General features: G+C 44.5%; 12 protein-coding genes. 11 read left to right on the top strand and 1 reads right to left on the bottom strand.

Going from position 1 to position 11,575, the window contains the following annotated elements; genetic code table 11:
• Window positions 1–75: 75 nt before the first annotated feature.
• Both BC643_RS18745 and BC643_RS18740 read left to right on the top strand, forming a co-directional pair.
• On the top strand, window positions 76–618 hold the full coding sequence (locus BC643_RS18745; protein ID WP_120274814.1) for an REP-associated tyrosine transposase: 543 nt from the start codon (window positions 76–78) through the stop codon (window positions 616–618).
• Between the two features lie 212 nt (window positions 619–830).
• Entirely contained in the window at window positions 831–2,627 is a 1,797-nt protein-coding gene (locus BC643_RS18740) for a cation:proton antiporter (protein WP_120274813.1), read from the top strand.
• Between the two features lie 130 nt (window positions 2,628–2,757).
• Here BC643_RS18740 and BC643_RS18735 read toward each other — a convergent pair whose 3' ends face one another.
• Window positions 2,758–3,276 carry a HEAT repeat domain-containing protein gene (locus tag BC643_RS18735; RefSeq protein ID WP_120274812.1) on the bottom strand — a complete coding sequence of 173 codons (519 nt, stop codon included), beginning with the start codon at window positions 3,274–3,276 and terminating at the stop codon, window positions 2,758–2,760.
• A 595-nt stretch (window positions 3,277–3,871) separates the two neighbouring features.
• On the opposite strand from BC643_RS18735, the gene BC643_RS18725 reads away from it, so the two are divergent.
• The 9 genes from BC643_RS18725 (at window position 3,872) to BC643_RS18680 (ending at window position 11,554) form a co-directional block, all read left to right on the top strand.
• Window positions 3,872–4,285, top strand: coding sequence for a hypothetical protein (locus tag BC643_RS18725; RefSeq protein ID WP_120274810.1), 414 nt, complete (start codon window positions 3,872–3,874; stop codon window positions 4,283–4,285).
• Window positions 4,278–4,553: a hypothetical protein gene (locus tag BC643_RS18720; protein WP_120274809.1), complete on the top strand. Its 276-nt coding sequence runs from the start codon at window positions 4,278–4,280 to the stop codon at window positions 4,551–4,553. Before BC643_RS18725 ends, BC643_RS18720 begins: the two co-directional genes overlap by 8 nt.
• A 164-nt stretch (window positions 4,554–4,717) precedes the next feature.
• Entirely contained in the window at window positions 4,718–5,425 is a 708-nt protein-coding gene (locus BC643_RS18715) for an FRG domain-containing protein (protein ID WP_120274808.1), read from the top strand.
• Window positions 5,426–5,572: 147 nt separating this feature from the next.
• Entirely contained in the window at window positions 5,573–5,884 is a 312-nt protein-coding gene (locus BC643_RS18710) for a hypothetical protein (RefSeq protein ID WP_120274807.1), read from the top strand.
• A 454-nt stretch (window positions 5,885–6,338) separates the two neighbouring features.
• On the top strand, window positions 6,339–6,932 hold the full coding sequence (locus BC643_RS18700; protein ID WP_120274805.1) for a dihydrofolate reductase family protein: 594 nt from the start codon (window positions 6,339–6,341) through the stop codon (window positions 6,930–6,932).
• 86 nt (window positions 6,933–7,018) lie between these two features.
• Window positions 7,019–7,525: a cupin domain-containing protein gene (locus BC643_RS18695; protein WP_120274804.1), complete on the top strand. Its 507-nt coding sequence runs from the start codon at window positions 7,019–7,021 to the stop codon at window positions 7,523–7,525.
• 9 nt (window positions 7,526–7,534) lie between these two features.
• Entirely contained in the window at window positions 7,535–8,011 is a 477-nt protein-coding gene (locus tag BC643_RS18690; protein WP_120274803.1) for a GNAT family N-acetyltransferase, read from the top strand.
• 201 nt (window positions 8,012–8,212) lie between these two features.
• On the top strand, window positions 8,213–9,385 hold the full coding sequence (locus BC643_RS18685; RefSeq protein ID WP_120274802.1) for an MFS transporter: 1,173 nt from the start codon (window positions 8,213–8,215) through the stop codon (window positions 9,383–9,385).
• Between the two features lie 141 nt (window positions 9,386–9,526).
• The gene (locus BC643_RS18680; protein WP_120274801.1) at window positions 9,527–11,554 is read left to right on the top strand and encodes a S9 family peptidase; all 2,028 of its coding nucleotides are present in this window, start codon (window positions 9,527–9,529) and stop codon (window positions 11,552–11,554) included.
• The last annotated feature ends 21 nt before the right edge of the window (window positions 11,555–11,575 follow it).

Raw genomic sequence — 11,575 nt, 5'->3', positions numbered from 1 at the left:
CTCCTATCCATGGATTTGAAATCCATTTTCACTAACTTGAGAATAAAACACAACTGCGCTTCTCCATCAATCATAATGGGACAAAAGAATAAAATAACTACCGGGAATATTTATTTTTTGACGCTGACTGTGGTTGAGTGGATCGATATATTTACCCGCCCTGTATGCAAGCACCTAGTTATTGATTCGTTGAATTACTGTATTTCAAATAAAGAACTAATAGTTTATGCCTGGTGTCTGATGTCAAATCACCTACACCTGATCGCCGGGACGAAGAATGACGAGCATTTATCAAACATTATCCGCGATTTCAAAAAGTATACGAATAAAGCATTGATAGAGGTCATTCAGCATCCTACAGAGAGCAGGCGCAATTGGATGTTGAATCAATTTTGGTATGCTGGCAAAAACAATAAGAAAATTAAAAACTACAAAGTCTGGCAAGATGGGAGTGATGCCAAAGAAATTCACATGCGTGAATTTTTGGAGCAAAAACTAAACTACATCCACCAAAACCCAGTAAAGGCAGAAATCGTTGCTCGCCCGGAAGATTATTTATACAGCTCAGCCAGAGATTATGCCGGGGAAAAAGGCCTGGTTGAAGTTCAATTTATTTGAACGCCTCCACAAATAGTGGGATTACAAATCTTCGAATTAAAAGGGATCGGATTACAAATCCGCTCCAGCAACTGAATTGACTTACAACTTGATCGAAATCCGATCCTGCATTATCAACCTCCGTATTAACAATCCATTTAATACTTTGCCATCTTTTATTTCCGGAAATTCTTTAAATTGGGGAAGCGCTAATGCCTGTAAACAATTGAACCATGGAAGAATTTCACATTAATATTCTAAATGTCTCTGCTGTCCTATTGTCTGCCTACCTGGGTGGAATTGCCATTCGAAAGATCGGCTATCCCGCTATTCTGGGTGAGTTACTAATCGGTATTCTGCTGGGCCCTGGCTTACTCGGCTGGCTCGAACTGACACCTTCCATTAAGGTACTTTCTGAAATCGGCATCATCCTGCTCATGGTTTACATCGGGATGGAGATTGACTTTCACGACCTTAAAAAAGCCTCGTGGCCCGGACTGCTGGCAGCCATTGGAGGATTTTTCGTTCCCTTCGCTTTAGGCTATTTCACCATTGTGTGGTTTGGCGGAAAACCCATGGCCGGATTATTCGTGGCCATTGCCATTGGGGTGACCTCACTGGCCACCAAGAGCCGAATTTTGATCGATTTGAAACTACTGAACACCCGAATTGCCTACGTCATGATGGCGGGGGCACTCATTTCCGATACGCTGGCATTGGTCATCTTCTCGGGCATTACCAACTTTGCCGAGTCGAGTGCCATCGACATGCAACAACTGCTCCTGATTGGCGCCAAAATCGCGGCCTTTTTCGGTATCACCATTTCAATCGGGGTATTTGTGCTGCCGCGCCTCGGGAAATACATTTCGAAGTCGGGTCTGAAAAACAGTACTGCCTACTTTACCATCATCCTGATTGTTGCCTTCGGTTATTGTGAGCTGGCCGAGCTGGCTGGCATGCACAGCATCCTCGGTGCTTTTATGGCTGGTTTGTTTATCAAGGGAAATCTCTTCCCCAAAAATATTTCCAAGGAACTCAATAAAGCTTTTTACGACGTTTCCATCGGTTTCATGGCACCCATTTTCTTTGTGTCGGCAGGTTTCTTCGTCGATATCAATGTCTTTAAAACCGATTTGGGACTGTTGATCCTGATCACCGCGCTGGCGGTAATTGGTAAAATTATCGGAACGGCCTTGTTCTACCTGCCTTCCCGAAATGGCTGGCGCGAAGGATTGACCATCGGTACAGGCATGAACGGCCGGGGAGCGGTTGAAATCATCATCGCCGAAATTGGCCTGCGCATGGGCATCATCGATAACACCATCTTCTCCATCCTGGTCTTCATGGCCATCTTCACCACGCTCACCGTGCCGGTGTTGCTAAGCTGGACAGCGAACTGGCTGCGCCGCCGAGGCGAATTGGTTTATATGGAAAAACGAAAAGGCACGCTCATTCTGGGTGTGAACCCGCTGAGCCTGTGGCTCGCCAAAAGGTTGATGGGCAGCCAGCAGGTAATGCTGATCGACAACAACCGCGAAATGGTGAAACGGGCGCAATCGCAGGGGCTGAACTGTATTTACGGGAACGCGCTGAACGAGGATAGTTTTGCGGAAACGTCGCCCGAAAACCTCAGCGCCTTCATCGGTCTGACCACCAACAGCCAGGTGAATTTACTGGCCGCTCAGCTGGCACGCGAGGCCTTCCTCATTCCGCAGGTTTATGTGGCTGTTTCGGGAAAAGATTCGAGCGTTGGCAACGGATTGCTGGAGAAATTCAATGCGGCGAGGTTATTCTCGGCAACGGTGCAATTACCGCAATGGTTTACCGCCATCAGTAGCGGCAAGTTTACCGAAAACACGAAAACAATGGGAAAAGATCTTCCTGTTGGCGAATGGCTGAAAGAGCAAAACCTGAATTTCGACACAGCACTCCCGGTGCTGATCCAAAACGGAGATGGCTCTACCCGACTGTTCCGCACCGACGACCAGTTGAAAACCGGCGAAAAAGTGATCCTCATGGAGAAAAGCTAATGCCAAGTCATCCGAAATAAACAACAACCAAATGAAGGTTTATAAAAAGTCAGCTTGAAGAAATTCGAGCTGACAATTGGAAATCAGATTATCTCACAAAGAACCAACAACTAAAACTGCCCTGGCCGTATTAGTTTAAATCCTCGAGCAGATTATGAACCATCACTTTCAGGCTGGCATTTTCACTTAAATCAGTAAGAGCTTTCAATAATTTCTTGGTAGGAAAGTCTTCGGGCAACTCTTTCTGATCCCGCAATTCGGAAAACACGTGATGCGCGCCGTGCAATAACAAAACAGAGCGGTCGTTTTCGCGGATCGCCTTTAACAAAGGTTTAATCGCGTGCTTGCCGGTCCGAATTAATCCGTCGGCAGCCAGCCATTGGATATCTCCCTTTTCATCCTCGAGCGCTGCAATAAATGCCGGTATCGACTTTGGCGCGCCAATCAGCGACATCACTTTCAAGGCTTCCCAGCGGTACAAGTGTTTCGGATGGTCCAGCAGGCTCCCGACCGGTTCCAATACGCGTTCGCCAATTGCTACCAGTTTTTCACGAGCCGTATGGCGTTCGTGTGCGTCTTCGTTCAACAATTGCTCCAACAAGCTTTCCAGCCCGCTGCCGTTTAAGTTCTGTTTAGTGTTTGCGTCCATGTTCTATTCGTTTAAAAATCGTTGCGGCCCCGTTCTATCGCCAGGGCTAAGCGGAAACGATTAAATATTCCATCCCTAACAACAAGTCTGAACTGAAATTGATTAAACGCACCCCTCAAAAGATTTAGTTTAAACCGTTCTAAGCTGAATTCAACAATAAACGATCGCCTCAAAGCAGTCCCCGCTCCCATCCGCATCCTGCGGCATTTGCCGTACGAAATCCGCATCTGACAGCAAAGCAAGTTACATAACAAAGGAACGTTCGCAACTACCCTCCCCATGGCGTGGGACTTGTCCCAAAAGCGCGAACCTGTCTATTCTCCCTGTGGGATAACTCCCAAAGGTCGCCCAACCAATTTTTCTTGCCGTGGGACAACTCCCATAAGCTTCCCGACATGCAAGGGGCCTTGGAACTTTTCTCACAAGCCAATAAAGCCGGTCTTTGGATGAAGTTGAACGCTTGTTGATAATTTCCGAAAGTCAAAGGAAGCTATTATGCTTTTTAATGTTAAATTGAAAGTCGAAGAACCAAACAATAATAGCGGAATATATTTACCTGGTACATATACACAGACGTTACCGCCAAGTTTGAAAGATGAAGCAGCAAAGTCGAAATAAGAAAAAAGTAATTGTTGTTATCAAAGTTATTATCGCCTTGACTTTGATTTCATTTCTAATTCGTGGGCTATTCTTCGAAAAGAAAGTTTCATTTGCAATAGCCCAAGAATCAAATAAATTTATTCCAGACTTGACAGTGAAAATTGACAATGAGATAGTTTTTAATGACACAATTGTCAGAGGGCCTATTCCTTGTTGCTTCACTCAAAAAAGAATCGATTTTGGAATTCACAAAATAATAATCGATTCCAAATCACAGAACCTGAGAAAGGAATTTAAAATCTTTGGATTCAAGAACTCTTATATTTTTATTGCTGTTTGGGAACATGAAAATGGAGAATTGTGGATTGAAAAAGAAGTCTACTATTTTTTAACTCCAATGTATGAATGAGGAAAGCCAGTATAAAATATGTGTGACCAAATCCGAATTTGAGACTTTGATTAAAATAACTGAGTCAAAATCTGACTTTTATAAAAGTGAACAAATCAACGGCACAGAATATATACTGACTTTCGATACAATAGAAAAAGTAGATGAACTTGACGAATTGGTAAAAGAACAATTGGTATTTCAAGGGTTTGACAGAAATTACAATCCCAATTGGTTTGGAACCAACTGTGAAAACTTAATTGACAAATTTTATGAGATTCTAAAATAAAAAACCAGGCGGTAACAAATTGCAAATTACATTGCGGGTGCAGTGGTGTTCGTTGTCTCTGCTCCTTTCTTGACCGTCATGTCCTGTCGGACGCTGACGCTCTTCGAAAACCGCAACGACAACTTGCAAGTGACCGTTAGGCACAAGCATAAAAATGAAAAAATATGGAACCAATTCCAATCAAAGATATTTCTGAATATATTAAGTATGTTAATATTAGGTCTGAATCTGATAAGATAATTGTTCTTTATCGAGGTCAAAGTAATGATGATAGTTTATTACCATCAATTGCGAGAAAAAATCCAGAAATTGATACAACAGAAATGGAATTTGAAATGCTTGACGAATTAAAACGGAGGTCACAGAATATGCAAATTCATTCTTTAAAAGATGATTGGGATTGGCTTGTTTATGCTCAACATTTTGGTATGAAGACCAGATTATTGGACTGGACATCAAATCCCTTAACTGCGTTATGGTTTGCATGTAAAAATGAATATAAAATGAATCAAGATTCTTTTGTCTATATTTTTTCTGCGCGAAAATCATCCCTCTTGGATAGAAAGAAAGATAAAAATCCATTTAAAACAACAACAACAAAAATTCTACGACCTCCACAAAATAATAATCGAATAATTTCTCAATCAGGTTGGTTTACTGCTCATCGATATTCAAAAAAAGATGAAAAGTTTGTTGGTTTAGAAAAAAATTCAAGTTATATGAATCATATTGCCAAAATTATGGTTCCAAGTTCAGCTAAAAGAAAAATATTAAATCAATTAAATAATTTTGGAATTAATCATCAATCTATGTTTCCTGATTTTGAAGGAATATGTAAGCAATTGAATTGGGAGAAATTTGAAAAAAATTAAAAGCCTGTGCCTAACAATGTATATACAAAATAGGCGAAATATTAGTAATTCCAAGGGGTGTAGCCCGCTTCAAAATCGTAACGGTTTGATAAGTTTGAAGCCCGCAATCGCCTACTTTGCATATACTTACCGTTAGGCAACATTTGAATGAAAAAGACAACGACCATATCATGGATTCTTTTGGCGATTGCTTTTGCCTCTCAAAAATCCCCAGCGGGGAGAAAAGAAATATCAGAAATTGCAGATGGAATAAATCATGCAGTGCCGACAAATAGAGAATTAGAGGAATCAATAAAATGGTTGATACAAAACGGAATTATTTCGGAGGCAAATAAAAAATTCTCCCTTTCCGATTATGGAGAAAAGTTGGTTAATAATGCCAATTCCAAGACAAATATAATTTTCGAAATCTGGAAGAATTTGGAAACGGAGATAAACGAAAAATTAAAGGATGAATAAGGTTGTTCAATTGAAATGGAATCTCCTAATAGGATTAGTAATCATCGGAATTAATCTTTGCTGGATTTGGGATAATTTGTATTTGTTATATCAATATCACAATGCAAATATTTTTTTCTTTTTTATGTATCCGGACTGGGCATTGGTTTCTAATTCCGTTTTAGGACTAGTTGGTGCTACAACTGGAATTCTTACAGTTTTTGACAAGTTGACAATAAAAAAGGGGATTTCAGTCTGTGTCTTTTTGATTGCATCTGGAATAGTAATAAAATCGATATCAGTGAATTAAAGAATAAAAAAACGTTGCCTAACAATTTACAAATTGCATTGCGGGTGCAGTGGTGTGCATTGTCTCTGCTCCTTTCGTTATTATTCTCTTCTCCACTTCGCAAGCGTTTGATATCCGTACTTCTAAATCGCGTATCTTTATCTAAATTCATTCAACCCCAAAAGCATGCGAAAAATAACCGTCTTGTCCATGATCTCCATCGATGGTGTGCTGCAGTCGCCGGGATCACCAACAGAAGATCCGGAGGGAGCTTTCGAATTCGGCGGCTGGGTTGCCCCCTACGACGACGAAGTTTACGGGAAAGTAGTTGAGCAGGAGCTGCAGCCGGCCGATTATTTACTGGGCCGCAAAACCTTTAAAATATGGGAAGCATACTGGCCCGCGCACGCTGAATTCTGGCCCAGCATCAACACCGGAACAAAATATGTTCTTTCAAAGACCGTATCACAATCGGACTGGCAAAACACTGTTTTCCTGAACACGGTTGCCGACATTCAGGAGCTTAAAGAAACAACAGGCCCCGACATCCAGGTTTGGGGAAGCAGTGAACTTGTACAGCTATTACTTCAGCACGACTTGGTCGATGAACTCCGGCTCAAGATTCACCCCTTGGTGCTTGGCAAAGGGAAAAAACTGTTTACCGATAGCGCTATTCCGGCCGCATTCGACCTAACCGATAGCCTGGTGACGCCCAAAGGGGTCATCATTGCCAATTACCGGCGAGCCGGAAACGTGCAAACCGGCACGATTGGCGCTTGATTACATTTCGAACAAGACAACCCGATTCGAACTACCCGCTCGGTTGATTTGTTTAATTTTAATCGTATCCAAAAAACAAGACAACAATGGCTACTGTATTCAAATCCAACCAACGGGAGTTTCAGGAACATCCGAACCGCATCGACAACTATCGCCTACTAACCGAAGTTTCGAGAGCCAAGGCAGGTATCAATCCCGAAAACCTGAATTTCGATCTCCGCCAGTTAAACCCTGGCGAATATTCGGCACCCTACCATTTTCATCGGTATGCAGAAGAGCTGTTCATGATCATCTCGGGTTCGGGCACCCTGCGCACACCGAACGGACTGGAGATCGTCAGTGCCGGCGACCTGATGTTTTTTGAAAAAGGCGAAACCGGAGCACACCAACTCTACAATCACACCGAAGAGCCCTGCACCTACCTCGACATCCGGACTTACCTGGGCTTCGACTACGTGGAGTATCCCGACTCGGACAAAATTTTGCTGGCTCCTTCTTTCGATATTTTTGAGAAAGACGCCAAAGTGGGCTACTTCAAAGGCGAAGAAGATATCAAAGGCAGGTGGGAAAAACTGAAGAATAAAGAAGAGTAAATTGAAACCATGAAACTGGAAATTACGGATTGTAAAAAAGAAGATTCATTCGACTTACTGGAATTTATCCGGATAAAAGCAGAATTCGACAGACATATGAGAGGCTTCGAAGGAGAGATCTCGACCACGATACAACGAATAGAAGAAACCCTCTTTTCGGACAGCCCCAATGCTTTTGCAAAATTTGCATTGGCAGATGGCGTTAAAGCTGGTTTCGCGGTCTATTATTTCAGATACTCTTCGTTTAAAGGGCAAACTTCGGTCTGGCTCGAAGATTTACTTGTACTTGAGCAATACCGAGGAAATAAATTAGGGGAAGCCCTGATGGATGAATTGAAGCGGGAAGCCCAGACCAAAAATTGCACACATCTGGCGTGGACAGCCAGCAAACACAACGCTGCAGGCATTCGATTTTATGAGAAGATCGGAGCCCGGCAAGTTGGAACGATGACCAATACCGTCTATTTCAAAATGGATCTTGAATAGCATAAGAGAGCCACATCCGCAGAATACCAGTAAATGATCATCCTTCAAAACAAAAGACAAGCCGCTCTTTTAAATTTGCTTTACATTTAGCACAAACGCGGTGTTGGCAATATCGCCTGCGCCTTTTCCTTTCTACTTTTGCAGGACCTAACAGACGAATCAAGCAGAATTTGTGAAGTTGGTAGAAGTAAAAGAAAAAGCATGAAGAAAAGTCTGTTAACCCTTTCGTTTGGGACATTTGGTTTGGGCATTGCCGAGTTTGTGATGATGGGGATTTTGCCCGCCGTAGCCCACGATTTCCATATCAGCATCCCGCAAGCCGGCCATTTGATTTCGGCCTATGCACTTGGAGTTTGTGTTGGTGCACCACTCACTGTTTTTGTTGCCCGTACCCTTCCACTAAAAAGAATATTGATGGCCCTGGTGGCCATTTACGCCATCGGAAACCTGTTCACCGGTTTAACCCCGAGCTACTGGTCCATCCTGTTGATGCGTTTTGTTTCCGGATTGCCGCATGGTGCTTTCTTCGGTGTCGGCTCCATTGTTGCCGAAAAGTTGGCGGATAAAGGGAAAAGCGCTCGTGCCGTAGCCCTGATGGTTGCCGGGATGACCGTTGCTAACCTGGCCGGGGTACCATTGGGGACCTTCCTGAGTAACCTCTGGTCGTGGCGAATCATTTTTGTCGCCAACGGTATTTGGGGAATTATCAACCTACTGGCGATCATTCGCTGGTTGCCCGAATTGGAGCCAATGCCCAACTGTGGTTTGAAAGGGCAATTTGCCTTCCTGCGAAACCTTTCGCCCTGGCTGCTGATTGGTTCTACGGCCCTGGCAAACGGCGGCATCTTCTGTATGTACAGCTATGTGACGCCACTCATGACCGATATGGCTGGTTTCAGCGCTGCCGACATGAGTTGGATTATGGTGCTCTGCGGACTGGCCATGGTGATTGGTAATATCATTGGCGGCCGCCTTTCCGACAAATACCCCATGCACAATGTGCTCATCGGCGTACAAGCCATAGCTGCTTCATCGTTAATCATGATTTTCTTTTTTGCCAGCTCCGCGGCCATTGCGCTTCCCATGCTGATTGTTTCCTCGGCATCGCTCTTTGGCTTGTCGTCGGCCACCCAGCTTTTATTGCTGCAAAACTCGCGTGGTGGCGAAATGATGGGCGCTGCATTTGTGCAGGTAGCTTTTAACATGGGTAATGCCATTGGAGCTTGGAACGGCGGAGTTGCGATTGACGCCAACAAAAGTGTGAATTATACGGCACTCATCGGTGCTGCGTACCTGATCACGGCCTGCTCGCTGGTTCTGTTCTACCGCCACTGGCAACAACTTCAACTGAAACAATACTCCAACGCAGTCTGAGCGAAGTCATTTCAGAGCGAGAATCAATGTTTCGATTTTTCTGAAAATCGGCCCAACCGTACAACAAAATATAGGTCGGATAGTCCGTAGTGACGCGTATTTTTTATACCTTTTTACTTCCAATACTGATCCGAAAGCCTTATGGCTAAAAAGATTCCACATAAACTAAGTATTCACGGGCACACGCGTGTCGATAATTACTATTGGCTGAACCAGCGGGATAGTGACGCTGTGAAAGCACATCTGGAAGCAGAAAACGAGTACACCCGCAAAATGATGGCCCACACACAGGGGCTGCAAGACAAACTTTTTGCGGAAATCAAGAACCGCAAGAGCCACGACGACCAATCGGTTCCGTACCTCTCGAACGGTTACTATTATTACACTCGCCAACTGGCCGATTACGAATACAAAGTTTATTGCCGTAAAAAGGACTCAGCTAATGCCGTGGAAGAGATCCTGCTAGACGGGAACGAATTGGCGAAAGGACACACTTTCTGGAAGCCGGGAGGCCAGGCGGTCAGTCCCGATAACAGGTTTCTGGCATTTGGTGTTGACACCCTGAGCCGCCGAAACTACACCGTCCATTTTAAAAACCTGGAAACAGGGGACATACTTCCCGAGGAAATACCGATGACTTCGGGGCATCCGGTTTGGGCGAACGACAGCCAGACTGTTTTTTATGTGAAACGCGACGATATTACCCTTCGGAACTGTGCCATTTACCGGCATCGACTGGGAACACCAGTTGAGCAAGACGTGGAAGTTTTTTTCGAGGCTGATGAAACGTTCAGTGTCAACTTTTACAAAACCAAAGCATCCGATTACCTGCTGATCGTTTCGCACAGCACCATGTCGACCGAATTTCAATTTCTGGACGCCGACCATCCGGATGGGAAATTCACCGTGATCCAAAAACGGGAAAGAGGACTGGAATACGATGTCAATTACATCAACGGCTATTTCTACATCCGCACCAATCTGAAGGCGAAGAATTTTCGGATCATGCGCACACCGCTGGAGCAAACCGGCAAGGAATATTGGGAGGAAATAGTACCCGGCAAAAAGGACGTTTTCATTCAATCTTTTGACCTGTTTAAAGATTACCTCGTTTTGGTGGAGCGGCGGGAAGGACTCATTCACATTCGCGTAATCCCCTGGCAGGGAGAGGAATATTACATCGACTTTGACGAGGAGGTTTATTCAGCGGGTTACAGTACGCACCGCGAACACAACACCGATACACTTCGGCTCATCTACACCTCGATGACCACCCCTTACACGACTTATCACTTCAACATGAAAACCCGCGAAAGGGAATTCATCAAACAACAGCAGGTATCCAGCGATTTCGATCCGCATAACTACGAAACGAAACGGGAGTTTGCCACGGCAAAAGACGGCACAAGGATTCCGATAAGCCTGGTCTACCGCAAGGGGCTCGTGAAAGACGGCAACAACCCGACCTTGATTTTGGGCTATGGATCGTACGGCGCTTCCGTTGAACCAACATTCAGCGTAAGTCGCCTGAGTTTGCTCGACCGCGGATTTGTATTTGCCATCGCCCATATTCGCGGGGGACAATTTCATGGCCGGATGTGGTACGAAGAAGGGAAACTACTCAAAAAGAAAAACACCTTCAACGACTTCATTTCCTGCAGCGAACACCTTGTGAAAAACCGGTATACGAATCCGGAAAAGCTGTTTGCCATGGGCGGAAGTGCCGGAGGCTTGCTCATGGGCGTTGTTGCCAACACCCGGCCCGATTTGTACAAGGGAATTATTGCTGCTGTTCCGTTTGTGGATGTGGTTTCGACCATGCTCGACGACTCGATACCGCTAACGACCAGCGAGTTTGACGAATGGGGTGATCCCCGCGACAAACAATATTACGAATACATTCTCTCCTACTCTCCCTACGACCAGGTGAAAGCGCAAAACTACCCGGCAATGCTGGTTACCACTGGCTTTCACGACTCGCAGGTGCAATACTGGGAACCTGTAAAATGGGTCGCTAAACTGCGGGCCATGAAAACCGACAGAAATCCGTTGTTGCTGCAGATTTTCATGGACTCAGGCCATTTCGGTGCTTCAGGACGCTATCAGTATATCCTGGAAATCGTTCAGGAATACGCCTTCATTTTCGACCAACTGGGATTGACTGAATAAACTGAGATACCAACGCAAAAA

This window comes from Mangrovibacterium diazotrophicum (assembly GCF_003610535.1).
GTDB classification, from domain to species: Bacteria; Bacteroidota; Bacteroidia; order Bacteroidales; family Prolixibacteraceae; genus Mangrovibacterium; species Mangrovibacterium diazotrophicum.
The sequence above is the reverse complement of the archived record's forward strand: the minus strand, read 5'-3'. Positions and strand labels throughout refer to the sequence as shown.

Coding starts and splice junctions, on each gene's coding strand:
- BC643_RS18745 (WP_120274814.1), top strand. CDS start 76: ATGGGACAAAAGAATAAAATAACTACCGGGAATATTTATTTTTTGACG.
- BC643_RS18690 (WP_120274803.1), top strand. CDS start 7,535: ATGAAACTGGAAATTACGGATTGTAAAAAAGAAGATTCATTCGACTTA.
- BC643_RS18710 (WP_120274807.1), top strand. CDS start 5,573: ATGAAAAAGACAACGACCATATCATGGATTCTTTTGGCGATTGCTTTT.
- BC643_RS18725 (WP_120274810.1), top strand. CDS start 3,872: ATGAAGCAGCAAAGTCGAAATAAGAAAAAAGTAATTGTTGTTATCAAA.
- BC643_RS18715 (WP_120274808.1), top strand. CDS start 4,718: ATGGAACCAATTCCAATCAAAGATATTTCTGAATATATTAAGTATGTT.
- BC643_RS18740 (WP_120274813.1), top strand. CDS start 831: ATGGAAGAATTTCACATTAATATTCTAAATGTCTCTGCTGTCCTATTG.
- BC643_RS18700 (WP_120274805.1), top strand. CDS start 6,339: ATGCGAAAAATAACCGTCTTGTCCATGATCTCCATCGATGGTGTGCTG.
- BC643_RS18685 (WP_120274802.1), top strand. CDS start 8,213: ATGAAGAAAAGTCTGTTAACCCTTTCGTTTGGGACATTTGGTTTGGGC.
- BC643_RS18735 (WP_120274812.1), bottom strand. CDS start 3,276: ATGGACGCAAACACTAAACAGAACTTAAACGGCAGCGGGCTGGAAAGC.
- BC643_RS18680 (WP_120274801.1), top strand. CDS start 9,527: ATGGCTAAAAAGATTCCACATAAACTAAGTATTCACGGGCACACGCGT.
- BC643_RS18720 (WP_120274809.1), top strand. CDS start 4,278: ATGAATGAGGAAAGCCAGTATAAAATATGTGTGACCAAATCCGAATTT.
- BC643_RS18695 (WP_120274804.1), top strand. CDS start 7,019: ATGGCTACTGTATTCAAATCCAACCAACGGGAGTTTCAGGAACATCCG.